General features: G+C 70.4%; 19 protein-coding genes. 14 read left to right on the top strand and 5 right to left on the bottom strand.

Going from position 1 to position 18,943, the window contains the following annotated elements:
- Positions 1-7: 7 nt before the first annotated feature.
- A complete protein-coding gene (locus QFW96_RS14205; RefSeq protein WP_281456095.1) occupies positions 8-1,501 on the bottom strand; it encodes an aldehyde dehydrogenase family protein in 1,494 nt (497 codons plus the stop codon).
- A gap of 358 nt (positions 1,502-1,859) precedes the next feature.
- On the opposite strand from QFW96_RS14205, the gene QFW96_RS14200 reads away from it, so the two are divergent.
- The 4 genes from QFW96_RS14200 to QFW96_RS14185 all read left to right on the top strand — a co-directional run bounded on the left by QFW96_RS14200 (position 1,860) and on the right by QFW96_RS14185 (position 5,362).
- Entirely contained in the window at positions 1,860-2,012 is a 153-nt protein-coding gene (locus QFW96_RS14200; protein WP_281456094.1) for a hypothetical protein, read from the top strand.
- Positions 2,013-2,033: 21 nt separating this feature from the next.
- Entirely contained in the window at positions 2,034-2,609 is a 576-nt protein-coding gene (locus tag QFW96_RS14195; RefSeq protein ID WP_281456093.1) for a TetR/AcrR family transcriptional regulator, read from the top strand.
- A 271-nt stretch (positions 2,610-2,880) separates the two neighbouring features.
- Positions 2,881-3,816 carry a coiled-coil domain-containing protein gene (locus QFW96_RS14190; protein WP_281456092.1) on the top strand — a complete coding sequence of 312 codons (936 nt, stop codon included), beginning with the start codon at positions 2,881-2,883 and terminating at the stop codon, positions 3,814-3,816.
- A gap of 184 nt (positions 3,817-4,000) precedes the next feature.
- Positions 4,001-5,362: a S28 family serine protease gene (locus tag QFW96_RS14185; protein WP_281456091.1), complete on the top strand. Its 1,362-nt coding sequence runs from the start codon at positions 4,001-4,003 to the stop codon at positions 5,360-5,362.
- Here the strand turns inward: QFW96_RS14185 and QFW96_RS14180 are convergent.
- Positions 5,350-6,459 carry an acyltransferase family protein gene (locus QFW96_RS14180; protein ID WP_281456090.1) on the bottom strand — a complete coding sequence of 370 codons (1,110 nt, stop codon included), beginning with the start codon at positions 6,457-6,459 and terminating at the stop codon, positions 5,350-5,352. The genes QFW96_RS14185 and QFW96_RS14180 overlap by 13 nt on opposite strands.
- Before the next feature lie 69 nt (positions 6,460-6,528).
- Entirely contained in the window at positions 6,529-7,326 is a 798-nt protein-coding gene (locus QFW96_RS14175; RefSeq protein ID WP_281456089.1) for an SAM-dependent methyltransferase, read from the bottom strand.
- Positions 7,327-7,711: 385 nt separating this feature from the next.
- Between QFW96_RS14175 and QFW96_RS14170 the strand changes: the two genes are divergently transcribed.
- The 5 genes from QFW96_RS14170 (at position 7,712) to QFW96_RS14150 (ending at position 11,648) form a co-directional block, all read left to right on the top strand.
- Positions 7,712-9,043: a sensor histidine kinase gene (locus QFW96_RS14170; protein ID WP_281456088.1), complete on the top strand. Its 1,332-nt coding sequence runs from the start codon at positions 7,712-7,714 to the stop codon at positions 9,041-9,043.
- Positions 9,044-9,111: 68 nt separating this feature from the next.
- The gene (locus QFW96_RS14165) at positions 9,112-9,516 is read left to right on the top strand and encodes a roadblock/LC7 domain-containing protein (RefSeq protein ID WP_281456087.1); all 405 of its coding nucleotides are present in this window, start codon (positions 9,112-9,114) and stop codon (positions 9,514-9,516) included.
- On the top strand, positions 9,513-9,872 hold the full coding sequence (locus tag QFW96_RS14160) for a DUF742 domain-containing protein (protein ID WP_281456086.1): 360 nt from the start codon (positions 9,513-9,515) through the stop codon (positions 9,870-9,872). The genes QFW96_RS14165 and QFW96_RS14160 overlap by 4 nt, the downstream gene beginning before the upstream one ends.
- On the top strand, positions 9,853-10,446 hold the full coding sequence (locus QFW96_RS14155; RefSeq protein ID WP_281456085.1) for a GTP-binding protein: 594 nt from the start codon (positions 9,853-9,855) through the stop codon (positions 10,444-10,446). The genes QFW96_RS14160 and QFW96_RS14155 overlap by 20 nt, the downstream gene beginning before the upstream one ends.
- The gene (locus QFW96_RS14150; RefSeq protein WP_281456084.1) at positions 10,446-11,648 is read left to right on the top strand and encodes a cytochrome P450; all 1,203 of its coding nucleotides are present in this window, start codon (positions 10,446-10,448) and stop codon (positions 11,646-11,648) included. Before QFW96_RS14155 ends, QFW96_RS14150 begins: the two co-directional genes overlap by 1 nt.
- A gap of 71 nt (positions 11,649-11,719) precedes the next feature.
- On the opposite strand, the gene QFW96_RS14145 is transcribed toward QFW96_RS14150, so the two are convergent.
- Together QFW96_RS14145 and QFW96_RS14140 are read right to left on the bottom strand one after the other, a co-directional pair.
- On the bottom strand, positions 11,720-12,403 hold the full coding sequence (locus QFW96_RS14145; protein WP_281456083.1) for a response regulator: 684 nt from the start codon (positions 12,401-12,403) through the stop codon (positions 11,720-11,722).
- On the bottom strand, positions 12,400-13,962 hold the full coding sequence (locus QFW96_RS14140) for a sensor histidine kinase (RefSeq protein WP_425524758.1): 1,563 nt from the start codon (positions 13,960-13,962) through the stop codon (positions 12,400-12,402). Before QFW96_RS14140 ends, QFW96_RS14145 begins: the two co-directional genes overlap by 4 nt.
- A gap of 248 nt (positions 13,963-14,210) precedes the next feature.
- Between QFW96_RS14140 and QFW96_RS14135 the strand changes: the two genes are divergently transcribed.
- The 5 genes from QFW96_RS14135 (at position 14,211) to QFW96_RS14110 (ending at position 18,938) form a co-directional block, all read left to right on the top strand.
- The gene (locus QFW96_RS14135; protein WP_281456082.1) at positions 14,211-15,197 is read left to right on the top strand and encodes a Bug family tripartite tricarboxylate transporter substrate binding protein; all 987 of its coding nucleotides are present in this window, start codon (positions 14,211-14,213) and stop codon (positions 15,195-15,197) included.
- Positions 15,194-15,718: a tripartite tricarboxylate transporter TctB family protein gene (locus QFW96_RS14130; RefSeq protein ID WP_281456081.1), complete on the top strand. Its 525-nt coding sequence runs from the start codon at positions 15,194-15,196 to the stop codon at positions 15,716-15,718. Before QFW96_RS14135 ends, QFW96_RS14130 begins: the two co-directional genes overlap by 4 nt.
- A gap of 3 nt (positions 15,719-15,721) precedes the next feature.
- Positions 15,722-17,248 (top strand): tripartite tricarboxylate transporter permease, encoded by a 1,527-nt coding sequence (locus QFW96_RS14125; protein WP_281456080.1) that lies wholly within the window; start codon positions 15,722-15,724, stop codon positions 17,246-17,248.
- Between the two features lie 443 nt (positions 17,249-17,691).
- Positions 17,692-18,453 (top strand): MerR family transcriptional regulator, encoded by a 762-nt coding sequence (locus QFW96_RS14115; RefSeq protein WP_281456079.1) that lies wholly within the window; start codon positions 17,692-17,694, stop codon positions 18,451-18,453.
- A 296-nt stretch (positions 18,454-18,749) separates the two neighbouring features.
- Positions 18,750-18,938 (top strand): DUF397 domain-containing protein, encoded by a 189-nt coding sequence (locus QFW96_RS14110; protein WP_281456078.1) that lies wholly within the window; start codon positions 18,750-18,752, stop codon positions 18,936-18,938.
- Positions 18,939-18,943: the final 5 nt, after the last annotated feature.

The following is an 18,943-nucleotide window of genomic DNA, read 5'->3' as shown; positions in this document are numbered from 1 at the left end:
CCTTTCCTTACTTCGCGGAGAACCAGTTCTGCGGACCGGGCCGCAGGTTCTGGTACACGTGCTTGGCCTCCTGGTACTCGCCGAGACCGGCGCGGCCCAGTTCGCGTCCGATGCCGGACTGCTTGAAGCCGCCCCACTCGGCCTGCGGGAGGTACGGGTGGAAGTCGTTGATCCAGACGGTGCCGTGCCGCAGCCGGTTGGCCACCCGCTGCGCCTTGGCCGGGTCGCCGGTGAACACCGCACCGGCCAGGCCGTAGTGCGTGTCGTTGGCGATGCGGATCGCGTCGTCCTCGTCGGTGAAGCGCTCGACGGTCAGCACCGGGCCGAAGGATTCCTCGGTCACCGCGTAACTTCCCTGCTTCACCTCGTCGAGAACCGTGGGCAGGTAGTAGTGCCCGTTGGCGTAGCGCTCGCCCTCGGGCCGCTCGCCGCCGGTGCGCAGGACAGCGCCCTCGGAGACGGCCTTCTGGACGTAGTCGTCGACCTTCTGCAGGTGCGCGGCCGAGATCAGCGGGCCGGTCTCGGCGTCGTCGTCGAACGGGCCGCCGATGCGGATCTGCTCGGCGCGGCGGACGATCTCGTCGACCAGCGCGTCGTGCAGCTCGTCCTGCACGATCAGCCGGGCGCCCGCGGAGCAGACCTGGCCGGAGTGCAGGAAGATCGCGGTCAGCGCGAAGTCCACTGCGGTGTCGAAGTCGGCGTCGGCGAAGACCACGTTGGGGTTCTTGCCGCCGAGTTCGAGGGCGACCTTCTTGACGGTGGGCGCGGCCATCGCCGAGATCTTGCGGCCGGTGTGCAGGCCGCCGGTGAACGAGATCAGGTCCACGTCGGGGTGCTCGGCCAGCACCGAGCCGACCTCGGAACCGCTGCCCAGCACCAGGTTTCCGACACCGGCGGGCAGACCGGCCTCCTCCAGCGCGCGCATCAGCAGGATCGCGGTGGCGGGGGTGAGCTCGCTGGGCTTGAGGATGAAGGTGTCGCCGGCGGCGATGGCGGGCGCGACCTTCCAGGCCACCTGCAGCAGCGGGAAGTTCCAGGGGGTGATCATCCCGCAGACGCCGACCGGCTCGTACTGCACGCGGCTGATCGCGTCCGGCGTGCCGGTGTCGACGAGGCTGCCCGCGTCGGTGCCGGCGATCTTGCCGAAGTACCGGAAGCAGGCGGCGATGTCGTCCATGTCGTACTCGCTCTCCACCAGGCGCTTGCCGGTGTCGAGCGATTCGGCGCGGGCGAACTCGTCCTTGTCGCGGACCAGGATGTCGGCGACGCGCAGCAGCAGGTCGCCGCGGTCCCAGGCGGAGCCGGTGGACCAGGTGCCCTCGTCGAAGGCGCGGCGCGCGGCGGCGACGGCCTGCTCGGCGTCCGCGCGACCGCCCTCGGAGACGGTGGCGACCAGCTGCCCGTCAGCGGGGCAGTGGATCTGCCGGGTGCGGCCGTCGGCGGCCGGGACCCACTTGCCGTCGATGTAGCACGTGGCTGCCGAATTGTCTGCTTGCGGCATGGCTCTTCCCCGTAAAGTCGCTTGTGTGTCCGCGTCCTCGTCCGCGCGTGGAACACGCACCGCCCCGGGCGGCGAGTTCACAATGCGGCGGACGTCGATTCGTCGCCACGCGAATCCGCACCGGGTGATGATGCGGAGCAATTCGCCGAATGGTGCCGTCCTCGGCACGCATCGGTCTCGAATTCACCTCCTGGTGTTCCATTCGGTGGCTTTCGGGCGCGTTTTCTCCCATTCCGCGCGACGCAATTCTTTCCCGCCTCGCGGAGCCTTTGGCTGCGCTGCCGGGAGAGGACACTAACACCATTGATGTACATCTGTACATCATCTGCTGGTCGATGACGTTCGACCTCGTGGAAAAATGCGTTCTGAACTGGTCAAACGTCTGGTCGGTGACGTGGACCGCATCGGTATCGACCGCGACGTGGCAAGCTGGATCTCCGGATGGGCCGAACGCCCCAGGCCCTTCCTCCGGCCCCGCCACCCGGATGCCGATGACGTTCACGCGCCGTGACAGGGGAGGAACACCGAGCGCATGTCGACCACGCAGCCCGCGCCGCCCGCTCGCCGCAAGGACCCCGACCGCCGCGAGCGCATCGCGCGCGCCGCGATCGAGGTCGTCGCCGAACGCGGCGTCGAGAAGCTCACGCACCGCAGCGTCGCGGCTGCCGCGGGGGTCCCGCTCGGTTCCACCACCTACTACTTCGCGACCCTCGACGACCTGCTCGCCAGCGCCCTGCGGCAGGCCGCCGAGGACGACGTCGAGAACATGCGCAGGTGGGCCGACGGGCTCGAACCCGGCTGCGACCTGGCCGAAGCGCTCACCGACCTGGTGCTGCACTACCTCGGGGAAGCCCGCGCGCAGACCGCCGTCGAGCACCAGCTCTACATCGCCGCGCTGCACAAGCCGGCCTTGCGCCAGGTGAGCCAGGAGTGGGACACCTGGCTGGCCGAGCTGTTCGCCTCCTACACCGACGAGACCACCGGCCGGGCCCTGTCGGTGCTGTTCTGCGGTTGGCAGCTGCAGGGGATCGTCCGGGAATCGGTGCCGAGCCGAGATGAAATCGAGACTACTTTTCGGCGGATGCTGCAACCGGGCGCGAAAACCTGATTCCAACAGGCATTTCAGGGCGGGTGTCCGGATGGTCAACATCGGATGTCCGTTGCATTGCACCGGAATCGGGGCAGTTGATCTCAATGGCCTCGGCGAGGAAGATGGACCCATAGCGATCCGTGGCATCGGTGTTCGGTGATGTCGTCGAAGTTGTCGGTTTCGGCCCGGCGGGCGCATCAGCGGAGGAATCACCGGTGGCGCACGGACTTGCCGCGTCGGGGCGTGGCTCGCTCCCAGCACAATTGATCAACTCAGGTGGGGTGAGACCGTGGGGCACATCGAAGACCGCGAACTGGTACCGCTGAAGGCCGATTTCGACACCGTCTGGTACGGATACCGGCGTTCGCAGGTGAAGTTCTACATCCAGCAGACCGAGGCCGAGCTGCGGCTGGTCACCGAGGACCGGGACTCGGCGTTAAGCCAGGTCAACGAGCTGTCCGCGCAGCTCGACCAAGCGCGGGCGCAGGTCGAGGAGCTCAAGCGCGAGCTCGACGCGCAGGCGCAGGAACCCATCTCGATGGACGCGCTGTCCGACCGCATGCGCCGCATGGTCCGGCTCGCGCAGGACGAGGCGCAGGAGATCGTGGCCAGCGCCCAGGCGGCCTCGGAGCACGAGTGGGCGCGGTCCGAGCAGGCCGCCGCCGAGCTGCGCAACCGCTACGAGAAGCTCGTCGCCGAGGCCGATGAGTGGCGTCGCCAGTCCGAGGAGCAGCGCAACGACATGATCGCGCGCACCCGCTCCGAGGTGCAGGAGATGGCCAAGCAGGCCGAGCAGCAGCGCAGGCAGCTCGACGCCGAGGCCGAAGACCGCCGTGTCCAGGTGGAGCACGACTTCGAGACGTCCATGGCAGCCCGCCGCGAGGAGGCCATGCGCATCCTGGCCGAGCGCGAGCAGGCCAGCCGGGAGGAGGCCCAGCGCCGCGTCCGCGAGGCCACGGCCGAGGGCGAGCGCCGGATCGTGCGGGCCGACGAGTACTCGGCGACGATGCTCAAGACCCGGCAGCAGCTGGCCGAGCAGGTGCGCACCGCGCAGCAGATCCTGGGCAACGCCGAACCGTTCCTGGTGGCCACCGAGACCGGTTCGGACACCGAGGCTTCGGACGCCTACGTGACCGGAACCGTCCACAGTGGAGAAACCGACGTGGACGTCCCGAAGCAGCGCGACGAGGAGCCGCTGCCGCAGGAGGCCGACGCCACCGTCTGAGGTGACCGCGTCACCCGGGGTGCGCAACCGCGCGCACCCCGGGTGAGCGACGGGCCGCCCGCCCGGCACCCGGTGGGCGGCCCCTTGCTGCGCGCGGGGGACGTGTCGAGAACACGCCGCGCGCTTCCCGGTGCTCCGCCCGGCTGGCTATGTTGCTCCGATCGTCGTGCTCACGGGAGGTCGGATGAACTGGCGCGGATGGGGGACCATCGCCGCGGCCTGCGCGTTGACGCTGGTCGGGATGCCCGCGGAGGCGGCCCCTCCGGATGGGCTCGCGCAGCGGCTGGAGCGGGTGCCGGGCCTGACGGTGGTGGGCGAACGGCCCACCGAACCGGGATTCCGGTTGTTCGACCTCACCTTCGCCCAGCCGGCCGATCACCGGCACCCCGAGGCCGGGACGTTCCAGCAGCGGCTCACGCTGCTGCACCGCGACACCTCCCGCCCGACCGTGCTCCACACGACCGGCTACGGGCTGCCCACCAGCACCTACCGCACCGAACCGACGCAGCTGGTCGACGGCAACCAGATCGCGCTGGAGCACCGCTTCTTCACCCCGTCGCGGCCGGAACCCGCCGACTGGAACGATCTCGACATCTGGCAGGCCGCCACCGACGAGCACGAGGTGATCTCGGCGCTGCGCGGGATCTTCGATCGGCAGTGGATCACCACCGGTGCGAGCAAGGGCGGCATGACGGCGGTCTACCACCGCCACTTCTACCCGGACGACGTGGACGGAACCGTTGCGTACGTCGCACCGAACGATGTGGACAACGCTCACGACGCGTACGACGGGTTCCTCTCATCGGTCGGTACCGATCCAGCGTGTCGCGAGGCGCTGACGGCCGTGCAGCGGGAGGCGCTGATCCGCCGGCCGGAGATGATCGCGAAGTTCCAGGCCTTCGCCGACGAGCAGCGGATGACCTTCGACCGGATCATCGGCGACATCGACCGCGGCCTGGAGCTGGTCGTGCTCGACGCGCCGTGGAGCTTCTGGCAGTACCGCGGCCAGCAGGACTGCGGGCAGGTCCCGGCGCCGACCGCGAGCACCGACGAGATCTACCGCTTCCTGGACGAGACGGTCGAGTTCGCGTTCTACACCGACCAGGGCATGGAGCCCTACGCGCCGTACTACTACCAGGCCGGAACGCAGCTGGGCTGGCCCGACGTCTCCGACGAGCCGCTGGCCGACCTGCTGCACCACCGGGAGCTGAGCCAACCGCGCAACCTGGTGCCGCGCGAGATCCCGATGGAGTTCGAGCCGGGAGTCATGGGCGAGGTCGACGACTGGGTCCGCAGCCGCGGCTCGGAGCTGATGTTCGTCAACGGCCAGAACGACCCGTGGAGCGCCGAACCGTTCGAGCCGAGCCCGCTGGACTCGCACTCGTACCTGGTGCCGGGCGCCAACCACGGGGCCGACATCGCGGGACTGCCCGCCGACCGGCGGGCGGAGGCCGAGGCGACGGTGCGCCGCTGGGCCGGGGTGGAGGCTCCGGAGCTGCGCAGCACGTCGCTGGACCAGCGGCGGGTGGAGCGTCATCCGCTCTGACGCGACCCGCTCTCGGCGAACGTCCGGTCGTAGAGGCCGATCAGGAAGTCGTGGGCGGGCCGCTCGACCACCTCGGTCAGCGCCCAGCCCACCGCGGTGCCGGTGACCAGCACCGCCAGGGTCTGCAGCAGCGGCGGCACGCCGCTGACGTCGAGGTAGTGCAGCAGGACGTAGCCGATGGTCTGGTGGGACAGGAACACGCCGTAGGAGATCCCGGCGAACCAGGTCGCCGCGCGCGCCGCCGCGGGCGGCAGCGGCCAGTCCGGGCCGCAGGCCACCAGCGTCAGCACCAGCAGCCCGATCCAGACGGCGATGGTCGAACCCCAGTCGCAGTCCAGCGCGCCGTCGGGGAGCCGGATGTAGTTGTGCACGGCCTGGGCGCCCATGCAGGCCGCGAGCAGCAGCGCGAAGTGGCCGCGCCCGAGGCGGCCGGTGGAGACCATCCAGATCGCGACCCCGGCGACGAACAGGTGCCAGCGGTGCGCGCCGAAGCCGTCCACCAGCATCCGGTAGGTCTCGGGCACCCCGGAGATGCGCAGGTGCCACTGGGCGAGCGGGAGCAGTACAGCTGTCCACATCACCCAGACGATCTTGTTGCCGTGGCCCCACTTGGTGGCGAACAGCAGCGCGGCGAAGGTGAACCCCATCAGCTGCAGCGGGACCGTCCAATGTGAACCGTCCAGGAAGGCGTACTCCAGCGGCTTCCAGTTCCACAGCATGAGCAGGTGGTGCACCAGGTCGGCGCCGCTGGGCTCGATCCACGCGGGTGGTCGCAGGAACCGCAGGACCAGCCAGATCAGCACCACCGCGCCGACGAACGGCGGTACCAGCCGCGCCATCCGCTTCCACCAGTACCGGCGCAGGCTGCCGCGCCCGATGGTGGCCGCCGCGAAGTACGCCGAGATCACCAGCAGCAGGCTCGCGCCCACCTGGTACGGGAAGGTCAGCACGCGCGGGGAGAGCTCGGGGTGAGTCACCGTGCTCATGTGGGTCGCGTGGTAGAGCATCACCAGCACCACGCACGCCGTGCGCACCACGTCCCAGCTGACCTTCCGGGTGCTGCGCCGCGTTGGCGCCGCGGTGGTGAGTTCCTGCACGCTCGCTACCTCGAAGGTCGGTTTCGTCCGAAAGAAACCCCTGGTAGAGGTGGGTTTCGAGCGGACAGTCTAGCTTCCTGGGCTGTTCGGGCGACCCGGGGTGCGAGCCAGCAGCGCGAAGCTCAGCGGTTCGGTGACGCGCAGGTCCTCGGAGGTGGCGTCGGGTCTCCAGTCGGAGGCGGGCACCGCGCCCGGGTCGACCGCTTCGAGGCCTTCGAGGGACGACATCAGGCTCGCCCGGTCCCGGAGCGCCGGGGGCGGGCAGCCGGGCAGCGCGGCGAGCAGGTCGCGCGCCTGCTGCGGCGCGAACTCGTCGGTGAGGTGCGACAACGCCAGGAACGACCCGGGCGCCAGCGCGCCGGTGTAGCCGCGGATGACCTCGGCGGGGTGGTGGTGCTCCCCGAACAGGTGGGCCACGCCGAACAGCAGCACCGCCACCGGGCGATCGAGGTCCAGCAGCCGCCGGGTCGGTTCGGCGGCCAGCACCGCGTTCGGATCGCGCACGTCGGCGTGCACCATCGCGGCGTTGCCGCTGCCGCTCAGCAGGAGTTCTCCCTGGGTGGCGGCGAGGTGCTCGTTGTCGACGCAGACCACGGGGGAGTCGGGGGCGATCTCGTGCGGGCCGCCCGCGGTGGGGATGCCGGAGCCGAGGTCGAGGAACTGGTCGACGCCGTGCTCGAGGCAGGTGCGGATCATCCGCCGCAGGCAGTCGCGGTTGGCCAGCGCGTCGAGCCGGGCCGAGGGGGCGGCGGCGAGGATGCGGCGGGCCAGCGCCCGATCGGCGGCGAAGTTGCTGCCGCCGCCGAGCAGGTAGTCGTGGACGCGCGCGTCGCTCGGGCGGTCCAGGTCGAGCGTCCTGGTGATCATCGGTCAGCCGCCAAGGTGTCCGCGGGTAACTTCACTGCTGCGTAGCGTAGTGATCGCACCTCGTACTGATCAGGTGAAAAATCCGCAGCGCAGTGACGCAGCGTCACCTCTCTGGAGTAGTGCGCAAGATCTGCGAACGGCCCTCGCTCCGTTCCGCGAGTGGGCGAAAAATGCGTTTCCAGTTCTGTGAAAAACCGAAAGAACTACTGCCGGAACTGGCCGAGTGGTGTCCGGATTGAAGATCGAATAAGGCGTTGGTTGGCACATTGAGGCGAGCATCACCCAAAAGAGAGTCATCGGCTGTATGCTCTCCGTTACTATCTGCTTCGCGTACCCGCGCGCCCAAGCGAGCCCCCACCCCGCATCCGGCGATGAGGAACCGTTGATGTCGACCGACAACCCCGTGCCCCGAGGAGAGTTCCCTTACCGGTATCCGGTGGTCGTCGCGTTCCTGCTGACCCTGGGGCTGTCCGGCGCGCTGCTCGGCTGGGCGCTGTTCCAGGGCCCGCTCGAAACCCCCATCGCCGCCGTGGGCGCGCTGCTCGTGCTCGCCCTGTCGGCGGCCGTCGGCGGAGTCGTGCGCGGCGTCCAGATGACCCGCCACTACCGGCTCGCCGCCACCAGGATGAACAGCGACCTCGTGCGGCTGGCCGACGAGGCGCTGCCCACCCTCGCCCGCGACCTGCGCGCCGGAGCCGGGGCCGAGGAAGCGGCCAAGGAGCTCAACCAGAGCTTCGGCATCCCCCACCGCCGCGTCATCAAGGCGCTGTCGAAGGAACTGGCCGCCGGCGAGAAGCTGCGCGCCGCAGCCCTGTCCACCTGCTCCAACGCCGCCGGCCGGGTGCAAGCGCTGGCCACCGGCATGCTCGCCGACCTGCGCGAGATGGAAGGCAGGCACGAGTCCGAGGACGTGCTCGCCGACCTGCTCAAGCTCGACCACAGCACCGCCCAGGCCGGGCGGCTGGCCGACAGCATCGCGGTGCTCACCGGCGCGCGCAGCGGACGCCGCTGGAGCAAGCCGATCGTGATGGAGAGCGTGCTGCGCGGCGCGATGGGCCGGATCAGCGCCTACCAGCGGATCCGGTTGCACTCCACCAGCACCGTCGCCGTCGTCGGCTACGCGGCCGAGGGCGTGATGCACGCGCTCGCCGAGATCATGGACAACGCCACCAAGTTCTCCCCGCCCACCGAAGAGGTGCACGTCTACGTCGAAGAGGTGCACAGCGGCGTGGTCGTCACCGTCGAGGACAGCGGTCTGGCGATGAGCGAGGCCGCGCTCACCCGCGCGCAGCAGGCGGTCTCGGACACCCCGCTGGACCTCGCCGAGCTCGCCGGCAGCAGGCTGGGCCTGGCCGTGGTCGGCTGCCTGGCGCGCAAGCACGAGCTGTCGGTGTCCTTCCGCGGCTCGGCGCGCGGCGGGACCGGCGTGGTCGTGATGATCCCGCAGAAGCTGATCACCCAGCCGCGCGCCGAACCCGAACTCCCCGCCGAGGAACCCGTCGAGCACACCCTCGACCCCCACGCCGAAACCCCCTCGGAGACCACCGATCCCGGCGAGCTCCCCAAGCGACGCCGGGGGAGCACCCTGACCGCAGTGCGCAAGGCCCCGGCCCCCAAGCGGGCCGAGGGCGAGCGGCCGGACGCGGGAGCGCGCTTCGGCGCGTTCTCCCGGGCCCGCCGCGACGAATCGTCCACATCGGACGAGGACACCCGATGAACCCCCCCGACAGCCCCGATTGGAGGTGTGGGACCGCGGGTCACCCCGCCCGCCGTCCCGCAGCCGCGATGACCATCGACACCCACGAGCTCGACTGGATGCTGGAGAACCTGCTGCAGAACACCCCCGGCAGCAGACACGCGCTGGTGCTGTCCAAGGACGGTCTCAAGCTCTGCCACACAGCGGGTCTCGGGCCTGATCAGGCGGACCAGCTCTCGGCGATCGCGTCCGGGATCCAGAGCCTGTCCTACGGTGCGTCGGTCGAGTTCGGCGACGGCAGCGGGGGAGTGCGGCAGTCGATGACCGAGTTCTACGGCGGCGTGCTGTGCATCGTCGAGGCCGGGTTCGGCGCCCACCTCGCGGTGCTGGCCTCCGACGAGGCCGACGTGGGCATCATCGGCCACAACATGAACGAGCTCGTCGAGCAGATCGGCGAGCACCTGCGGAGTCCGAACCGGGTCGAGGTCTCATGACGCGGCGGCTGCTCGACGACGAGAACCCGGACCGGCTCTACATCGTCACGGGCGGCCGCACCCGTCCCGCCGACGACGCGTTCGACCCGGTGACCCTCGTGGTCACCGAGGGGGAGCCGACCCCGGGCATGCAGTCCGAGCACGCCGCCATCCTGCGACTGGCGCGCTCGCCGATCTCGGTGGTCGAACTCGCCGCCGAGCTCCGGCTGCCGGTGAGCGTCGTGCGCATCCTGCTCGGTGATCTCCAAGCGCTGGGCAAGATCACCGCGCGGCACCCCTCCGCCCGGCGCGACCCGTCGGACATCCCGACCCCGGATTTCCTGGAGCAGGTGCTAGTTGGACTTCGCAACATCTGACCGCGTCCCGCTGCGCGCCACCGCCGCGGACGGGCTCAAGATCGTCGTCATCGGCGGTTTCGCGGTCGGCAAGACCACCCTCGTGCGCTCGGTCAGCGAGATCCGGCCGCTGGAGACCGAGGAGACCATGACCGTCGCCAGCGTCGGCGTGGACTCCACCGCGGGCGTCGGCGCCAAGAGCACGACCACCGTGGCCTTCGACTTCGGGCGTATCACGCTCAACGAGCGGATGGTGCTGTACCTGTTCGGCGCGCCCGGACAGGAGCGGTTCTGGTTCATCTGGGACCAGCTGTTCAGCGGCTGCCTCGGCGCGGTCGTGCTGGTGGACTCCCGGCGCATCGCCGACTGCTGGTACGCCATCGACCGCCTGGAGGAGCGCGGGACGCCGTTCGTGGTGGCGCGCAACAACTTCGGCGTCCCCAAGCACAGCCTGGAGCAGGTGCGCGACTCGCTGGACCTGCCCGGGGACGTGCCGATGCTCGACTGCGACGCCCGCGACCGCGAGTCCAGCAAGCGGGTGCTGGTGCGACTGGTGGAGCACCTGCGCGAGATGTCGCTGGCCCGGAGGCCGTGATGGACCCGGGAGTGAGCGCGACCCCGTTCTTCGGCGAGCGGTTCCACCGCGACCCGGCCGCGGTGTACCGGCGGCTGCGGCGCGAGCACGGCCCGGTCGCCCCGGTTCAGCTGGAGGGCGGCGTCCCGGCGTGGTCGGTCCTCGGCTACCGCGAAGTGCACTACGTGGTGGGCAATCCCGAGCTGTTCAGCCGCGACCCGCGCCGCTGGAACCAGTGGCACCGCGTCCCGGAGGACTGGTCGCTGCGCGCCTACGTCGAACCCCGCCCCTCGGCGCTGCTGGCCGACGTCGCCGAGCACCGGACGAGGGGTGTGGCGGTGCACGAAGCGCTGGCGGCCGTGGACCGGTTCGAGCTGGCCTCCTCGGTGGAGCGGATCTGCGACCGGCTCATCGACCGGTTCGCCGGACGCGGTTTCGCCGATCTCGTCGTGGAGTACACCCACCAGATCCCGCTGCTGGCGATGGCCGAGATCTACGGCCTGCCCGACGACGACGCCCCGATGCTCACCCACGACGTGGCCCTGTCCGGGCAGGAGGGGGAGGAGGCGGTGCGCGCGCACGAGCGCACCGTGGCCCGGATGCTGCGGCTGGTCCGCGAGCGCCGCGCCGACCCGTCCGACGACCTGGTCTCGCACCTGGTGCTGCACCCGGTCGGGCTCTCCGAGGACGAGATCGCCGCGGACCTGTTCATCGCGCTCGGCAAGGCGCATCTGACCACATCGGACTGGATGGGCAACGCGCTGCGGCTGATGCTCACGGAGGCGCGCTTCGCCATCGACCTCGCGGGCGGGCGCAGCAGCGTCGGCCACGCGCTCAACGAGGTGCTCTGGGAGGACACGCCCACCCAGAACCACGTGGGCCGCTGGGCCACCCGGGACGTCCAGCTCGGCGGCAAGTCCATCCGTCGGGGCGATCTGCTGGTCCTGGGCCTGGCTGCGGCCAACGCCGACCCGCAGATCCGCCCGCACGGCCACGAGGGCGCGCTCGGCAACCACGCCCACCTCTCGTTCAGCCACGGCGAGCACGGCTGCCCGCACGCCGCTCAGGAGATCGCCCGCACCATCACCACCACCGGCATCGAGGTCCTCCTCGACCGCCTCCCCGACACCGCCCTGGGAGCCCACCCCGGCGACCTCACCTGGCGCCCCTCGGTCCTCATGCGAGGTCTGACGTCGTTGCCGGTGACGTTCTCCCCGCACTAGGCGCCCGCGCGGTGACGCGATTTCAATGGAAATCAGGTCCCTGAGTTCCATTGAAATCGCGTCACCCCGAGTCAGAGCCAGCGGTAGCGGCGTTCCGGGCGGCCGGTTCCTCCGTAGCGCAAGTGGACTTCCGCGCGGCCCGATTCGACGAAGTGCTCCAGGTACTTCCGGGCGCTGACCCGCGAGAGTTCCGTCGCCTCGGCGCATTCGGCGGCCGAGAGGTCGCCGCCGTCGGTGGAGCGGGCGCGGAGGATGTCCTCGACGATGCGGGAGGTCTCCGGCGACAGGCCCTTCGGGGGCGTGACGGCGCGGGTGCGGGTGCCGAAGAGGCGGTCGACGTCCTGCTGCGCGGTGGCGGCGTCGCCGGGCATGTCCGCCAGCGCGCGGTGCACCGAGCGGAAGCTCTCCAGGCGTTCCCGCAGCGCCTCGTAGCTGAACGGCTTGATCAGGTAGTGCAGCGCGCCGCCGTGGATCGCGCCCCGCACGGTCTCCAGGTCGCGGGCGGCGGTGATCACGATGACGTCCGGGTCCGCCGACGGCCGGCCGCGCAGCTGCCGCAGCACCGACAGGCCGTCGAGGTCGGGCAGGTAGATGTCGAGCAGCACCAGGTCCGGCCGCAGCTCGTCGACGGCCACCACCGCGTCGGCCCCGGTGTGCGCGGTGCCGACGACCTCGAAGCCCTCGACCCGCGAGACGTAGCCGCTGTGGACCTTGGCGACCATGAAGTCGTCGTCGACCACCAGCACTCTGATCATGCCGCCTCCAGGGGGAGTCGGGCGGTGAACACCGCGCCGTCGGCGTTGTGCACCTCCACGGATCCGCCGCGGCGGCGGCAGATCTGGCGCGTCAGCGCCAGGCCCAGCCCGCGCTCGCCGCCGCGCGCCGCCTTGGTGGTGAACCCGTGCCGGAACACCTCCTCGACGATCTCCGGCGCCACACCGGGACCGGAATCCCGCACCACGACGGTGATCTCGTCGGTGTGGTGCAGCTCGACCTCGATCCACGCGTCCCGAGTGGACTCCAGCGCGTCGAGCGCGTTGTCGACGAGGTTGCCGAGCACGGTGACGACGTCGGCGGAGAGCCCCTCGTCGATCTCGCCGAGGGACCCGTCCTCGCCGAGCCGCAGCCCCACGCCGCGCTCGGCGGCCAGGCTCGACTTGGCGATGAGCAGCGCCGCCGTGGCCGGGTCGTGCACGCGGGCGGTGACCTCGGCGTGCCAGCGCTCGCTGTGGTGGCTGATGCGCTGCACGTAGCGCTGCAGCTCCTCGTACTCGCCGAGCTCCACCAGCCCGGAGATGGTGTGCAGCCGGTTGGAGAACTCGTGGGCCTGCGCCCGCAGCGTGTCGGTGGTGTCGCGGTGCACCGCCAGCTCGCGCTGCAGGTCGACCAGCTCGGTGCGGTCGCGCATGGTCACCACCGCGCCGACCGCCGAGATCGGCATCCGGTTGAGCACCACGACCCGGCCCCGGCGCAGCACGATCTGGTCCACCCCGTCGGAGCGCCCGGTGAGCACGTCGCGCGCCCGGTCGCCGAGGTCGAGCGAGTCGATGTGGCGGCCGAGGCTGTCGGCGGGCAGCGCGAGCAGCTGCAGCGCCTGGTCGTTGACCAGCGTGATCCGGTTCTGCTCGTCGACGCCGACGACCCCCTCGCGCACCCCGTGCAGCAGCGCCTCGCGGTGCTCGACGAGCCGGGTGATCTCCTGCGGTTCCAGCCCGAGCGTCTGGCGCTTGACCCGGCGCGCCAGCAGCACCGACCCGGCGATGCCGAGGAACGCGGCGAAGGCCAGCAGCGCCAGCGGGTTCTCCGGCGCGTTGCGCAGGCCCTGCAGCAGGTCGGGGGTGTTGCGACCGGCGGAGACGACGCCGACGATCCGCGCGTCGTTGGAGATCACCGGCACGTGCGCCACGAGCGTGCCGGTGCCGTCGGCCTCGACCTCGCCGACCCACGCCGCACCGCGCAGCACGGTCGACTCGCCCAGCGGGAGCGGCTGGCCGCGCTGCCCGGGATCGGGCGAGGTGAGCACGCGCCCGCCCGCGTCGGCGATGATCACCTGGTCGGCGCCGGAGAGGCTCCGCGCGCTCTCGGCGAGGATCGGCAGCGCGTCCCGCCGGTAGGGGTCCTGCAGGCTGGCCCGGACCATCTCGGTGGCGGCGAGGTCCTCGGCGACCGAGAGCATCTTGCGCCCCTCGCTGGCCCGGAACGCCGCGTCGCTCTGCGACACCGAGTACACCGCGACGGTGCCCAGCAGCACGAGGATGATCAGCAGCTGCCAGCTCAGCAGCTGCCGCGACAAGCTCCCCTGCACACGCAGCACCGCGCACCTCCTCGCGGGAACGTTAACCCGCGCCCGCCGAGAACGGGCAAAGACCCTGGTCACACGCCGCCGAAGGACGATTCGGGCGGCCGGTGCGCGCGTTTCGCGGGTATCGGACGTTGCCGGACCCGGCCCGGTTACAGAAGTTCCGGAAGTGTCGTTACGACGTTAAGGGAGACAGATCACCGACCGGCGGTGCAGCATGAGCCGGCTCACGTTCCGACCACAATGGAGAGGCGGGATTGCCCGTGCGGCTACGCAGCGCGCTGGCTGCGATCGCGGCCGTGCTGCTCGTGCTCCTGGTGCCACCACTGATCAGCACCAGTGCAGACAGCAGCGCAGAAGCGCAGATCCGGGGACTGCGAGTCCTGGTGCCCAACTCACCCGGAGGCGGGTACGACATCACCGCTCGCACCGCGGTCAAGGCGATGGACGACGCCGGTCTGCAGAGCAACACCGAGGTGTTCAACCTCCCCGGCGCCGGCGGCACCGTCGGCCTCGGGCGCGTGGTCAACGAGCGCGGCAACGGCAAGCTCGCCATGTCGATGGGCCTGGGCGTGGTCGGCAGCGTCTACACCAACCACTCGCCGGTGTCGCTGCAGGACACCACGCCGATCGCCAAGCTCGTCGAGGAGTCCAACGTCGTCGTGGTCGGCAAGGACTCGCCGTACCAGAACCTCGACCAGCTCCTCCGGGACTGGAAGGCCAACCCCGGCGGGGTTCCTGTCGGCGGCGGCTCGTCGCCCGGCGGACCCGACCACCTGGCCCCGATGCTCATGGCCAAGGCCATCGGCCTCTCGCCGAAGCAGGTCAACTACGTGCCCTTCGACGGCGGCGGCGAGCTGCTGGCCTCCGTGCTCGGCGGCAAGGTCTCCTTCGGCGTCTCCGGCATCGGCGAGTACCGCGACCAGATCGAGGCCGGTGAGCTGCGCGTGCTGGCCGTCACCGGACCGGAGCGGCTGCCCGGCGTGAACGCGCCGACGCTGATCGAGTCCGGTGTGGACGTCAACTTCACCAACTGGCGCGGCGTCGTCGCCCCGCCGGAGATGAGCGAGCGCGACCGCGCCAAGCTCGTGTCGTTGTTCGAGCGCCTCAACGCCACCCCCGAGTGGAAGGAGGCGTTGCAGCGCAACGGCTGGACCGAGGCGTACGAGCCGGGACCGCAGTTCGGCGAGTTCCTGCGGCAGGAGAACGAGCGGGTGGCCACGGTGCTCGAGGAGTTGGGGCTGGCATGACCGAATCCACGACCACCACGAGCTCCAAGCGCACCTGGCTGCGCGAGCACTCCGAGCTGGGCATCTGCGTGCTGCTGGCGCTGCTGGGCGTGCTGGTGCTCGTCGACGCCGCGTCGATCTCGACCGACTTCACCCAGCGCGGCCCCGTCGGGCCCAAGACCGTGCCGTTCCTCATCGGCGGCCTGCTGCTCGTCGTCGCGGCGCTGCTGGCCCGCGACGTGCTGCGCGGCGGTCGCGGCGAGTCCGAGACCGGCGAGGACGTCGACCTCACCGCACCCAGCGACTGGCGGACGGTGCTGCTGCTGTCGGCGTCGTTCCTGGCCAACGCGGTGCTGATCAACATCATCGGCTTCCCGCTGTCCGGCATGATCCTGTTCTGGGGCTGCGCCTACGCCCTGGGCAGCCGCAACGCGGTGCGGGACCCGCTGCTGGCGGCGGTGCTGTCGGTGGCGACGTACTTCGTGTTCAACAACCTGCTCGGTGTCCCCCTGCCCGGCGGCCCGCTGATGGGGGTGCTGTAACTGATGGAATCCCTCAACCTGCTGCTCGACGGGTTCGCCACCGCGCTGACCCCGATGAACCTGGTGTGGGCCGCCCTGGGCGTGCTGCTGGGCACCGCCATCGGCGTGCTGCCCGGCATCGGACCGGCGATGGCGGTGGCGCTGCTGCTGCCCGTCACCTACGCCCTGGAACCGACCAGCGCGTTCATCATGTTCGCCGGCATCTACTTCGGCGGCATGTTCGGCGGATCGACCACCTCGATCCTGCTCAACACCCCGGGCGAGAGCTTCTCGGTGATCGCCGCGCTGGAGGGGAACCCGATGGCGCGCAAGGGTCGTGGCGCGCAAGCGCTCGCGACCGCGGCCGTCGGCCACTTCATCGGCGCGATCGTCGGCCTGACCCTGCTGGTGCTGCTGGCGCCGATCGTGGCCGAGCTGGCCGTCGACATCGGCGCACCGGACTACCTGGCGATCACGGTGCTGGCGTTCATCGCGATCACCTCGGTGCTCGGCAAGTCCCGGATCCGCGGATTCGCCTCGCTGCTCATCGGTCTCACGCTCGGCATCATCGGCCTGGACGAGATGACCGGCCAGCAGCGGCTCACCTTCGGGATGCTGCACCTGGCCGACGGCATCGACGTGGTCCTCGTCGCGGTCGGGCTGTTCGCGATCGGCGAGTCGCTGTGGGTCGCCGCGCACCTGCGGCGCAGCAACGCCGAACCGATCCCGGTCGGCCGCGCGCTGCTGTCCGGTTCGGACGTGCGCCGCACCTGGAAGCCGTGGCTGCGCGGCCCGTTCATCGGGTTCCCGTTCGGCGCGGTCCCGGCCGGTGGCGCGGAGATCCCGACGTTCCTGTCGTACGTGACCGAGCGGCGGCTGTCCAAGCACCGCGAGGAGTTCGGCAAGGGCGCGATCGAGGGCGTGGCCGGTCCGGAGGCCGCGGCGAGCGCCTCGGCGGCGGGCACGATGGTGTCGATGCTGACGCTGGGCCTGCCGACCACGGCGGTCGCGGCGGTGATGCTCGCGGCGTTCCAGCAGTACGGCATCCAGCCGGGTCCGCTGCTGTTCGAGCGCGAGTCGGAACTGGTGTGGGCGCTGATCGCCAGCATGTTCATCGGCTCGGTGCTGCTGCTGGTGCTGAACCTGCCGCTCGCCCCGGTGTGGGCGAAGCTGCTGCAGATCCCGCGGCCGTACCTGTACGCGGGCATCCTGTTCTTCGCCAGCGTCGGCGCCTACGCGGTCGGCGGTGACCCGCTGGACCTGCTGGTGCTGTTCGTGATCGGCCTGATCGGCTTCACCATGCGCCGCTACGGCCTGCCGGTGCTGCCCGCGATCATCGCGGTGATCCTCGGGCCGACGTCGGAGCAGCAGATGCGCCGAGCCCTGCAGATCAGCGACGGCGACCTCAGCGGCCTGGTCAACACGCCGTTCTCGATCACCGTCTACTGCATCGTGGCGCTGATCCTGGTGTGGCCGCTGCTGGCCCGCTTCCTGCCCAAGCGCAACCCCGCGCAGGACGAGCCCCAGGAGGGGGAGAAGGTGGAGGTCTAGATCCCCCGGATCTCCACCTCTCAAGAGATGGCCCGGTCGAGACCCCCGTCCGACCGGGCCATCTTCTTTCCTCCCGAGGGGCTTCTCCTCCTGCTGGTATTCAGTTGGCGCAGTGCGGTTTCCGGGAGGTCCCGCCGAGCAGGCGGCGTCCCGCGAGCTGGGCGAAGCGGAGCGCGCGCATCTCATTTCACGTCCGGGCGAGGCCGGCGGCTGACCGGATCGGCGATCGCCGACGTGCGGGTGCGGATCAACGCGCTGCTCGACGCGATTCCGCTGCTGGAGCGCAACATCGAGCACCGGAGACGCGGACGGGGTTCACGTCGCGATGGCCGAGCACCTGGAGGGAACGGCCGCGTTGCCGCGCGGTTTCCTGTCCTGAACCCCGGATGTCGTGCCTGAACGGGTAGCGGCACGCCTTGCGACGAGTAACTACACTTCTCGGGGTGGTGGACTATCGGATCGACGACCTCGCCCGGGCAGCCGGAACGACGGTGCGCAACGTGCGCGTCTACCAGGATCGCGACTTGCTGCCGCCGCCCCGCAAGGAAGGCCGCACGGCGATCTACACCGACGCGCACCTGACCCGGCTCAAGCTGATCATCAGCATGCTGGAGCGCGGATACGCGTTCGCGCAGATCAAGGAGATGCTGGGCGCCTGGGAATCCGGCCGCAGCCTCGGCGAGGTGCTCGGTCTGGAGGAGGCGGTCGCCGACCGGACCTGGGCCAAGGAGCAGCCGCGGACGGTGACCCTCGGCGAGTTGCGCAGGCGTTTCGGCACCCAGATCACCCCGAGCGCGATCAAGCGGATCATCGACCTGGGCATCCTGGAGCGCCGGGGGCGCGGTTTCGTCACCACCAGCCCGCTGCTCTACGACGCGGCGTCGGAGATGGTCGACCTCGGCATCCCGCTGTCGGACACGCTGACGATCGCCGAAGAGCTGCTGCGCAAGGTCGATTCGCTCGGTGAAGACCTCGCCGACCTGGTGCGAGAGCACGTGGTGACCCGCGTGTCGAGCGCGGAGGAGGCCACCCCGTTCTACGGCGAGGTCATCGACCGGTTGCGCCCGCTGGTGTTCAACGCCCTGCAAGCCGCCGCGATCCGCTCCGCCGAGCGCCTCATCCCGGCCGTCGTCGGGGAGCGCATGGCCGAGGTCATGTCCCAGCGCGAGGTCGCCGGGTCCAACCGGGAAACCGCCGGTCACTGACCTCTTTCGGGTTTTCGAGGTCCTGATCGGGCGCGTAATTCGCCGGTGCCGCCGCGTCGTCCTTTCCCACCACTTTCCTCCGCTGCGACTTCGGCCGCCGACCTTTCCCCGCGCTTTCCCGCGTCCACTGTGGACGTTGTTGGTGGCGAGATCGGTTCAGAAGGTCGCGCGGGCCGCGGGTGAGGAAGTGATCGTCCGCTCTTCGGCGGTGATTACCCTTCTGGGACTGGCGTCGGGACCGTGTGAGACAACGAGCCCGACGCCGTGATCCTCGATGAGCTGGAAGGCGCGAGAACATGACAGCGAACCCGGCCCGGTGGCGAGCTTCGTCGCGGTCTCAGAACCTGAGTTCCCGCCTGGAAGTCGGCCCCCTGAGACCTGGTGTCGCGGTGCGGAACTCATCGCGGCGGGAGAACCTCACCGCCTCGGCCGAGCAGTGGCGTTCCTTCGTGAACGCCGTCAAGGCCGGACGTTTCGACCGGTGACGTGA

It is taken from the genome of Saccharopolyspora ipomoeae, assembly GCF_029952525.1.
Taxonomy (GTDB): domain Bacteria; phylum Actinomycetota; class Actinomycetes; order Mycobacteriales; family Pseudonocardiaceae; genus Saccharopolyspora; species Saccharopolyspora ipomoeae.
Note: the sequence above shows the minus strand (reverse complement) of the source record. Positions and strands in the feature narration are given on the sequence as shown.

Bases quoted from the DNA above. Each gene is read 5' to 3' on its own strand.
- QFW96_RS14205 (WP_281456095.1), bottom strand. From the start codon at position 1,501: ATGCCGCAAGCAGACAATTCGGCAGCCACGTGCTACATCGACGGCAAG.
- QFW96_RS14200 (WP_281456094.1), top strand. From the start codon at position 1,860: ATGCGTTCTGAACTGGTCAAACGTCTGGTCGGTGACGTGGACCGCATC.
- QFW96_RS14195 (WP_281456093.1), top strand. From the start codon at position 2,034: ATGTCGACCACGCAGCCCGCGCCGCCCGCTCGCCGCAAGGACCCCGAC.
- QFW96_RS14185 (WP_281456091.1), top strand. From the start codon at position 4,001: ATGAACTGGCGCGGATGGGGGACCATCGCCGCGGCCTGCGCGTTGACG.
- QFW96_RS14175 (WP_281456089.1), bottom strand. From the start codon at position 7,326: ATGATCACCAGGACGCTCGACCTGGACCGCCCGAGCGACGCGCGCGTC.
- QFW96_RS14170 (WP_281456088.1), top strand. From the start codon at position 7,712: ATGTCGACCGACAACCCCGTGCCCCGAGGAGAGTTCCCTTACCGGTAT.
- QFW96_RS14165 (WP_281456087.1), top strand. From the start codon at position 9,112: ATGACCATCGACACCCACGAGCTCGACTGGATGCTGGAGAACCTGCTG.
- QFW96_RS14160 (WP_281456086.1), top strand. From the start codon at position 9,513: ATGACGCGGCGGCTGCTCGACGACGAGAACCCGGACCGGCTCTACATC.
- QFW96_RS14150 (WP_281456084.1), top strand. From the start codon at position 10,446: ATGGACCCGGGAGTGAGCGCGACCCCGTTCTTCGGCGAGCGGTTCCAC.
- QFW96_RS14145 (WP_281456083.1), bottom strand. From the start codon at position 12,403: ATGATCAGAGTGCTGGTGGTCGACGACGACTTCATGGTCGCCAAGGTC.
- QFW96_RS14130 (WP_281456081.1), top strand. From the start codon at position 15,194: ATGACCGAATCCACGACCACCACGAGCTCCAAGCGCACCTGGCTGCGC.
- QFW96_RS14125 (WP_281456080.1), top strand. From the start codon at position 15,722: ATGGAATCCCTCAACCTGCTGCTCGACGGGTTCGCCACCGCGCTGACC.
- QFW96_RS14110 (WP_281456078.1), top strand. From the start codon at position 18,750: ATGACAGCGAACCCGGCCCGGTGGCGAGCTTCGTCGCGGTCTCAGAAC.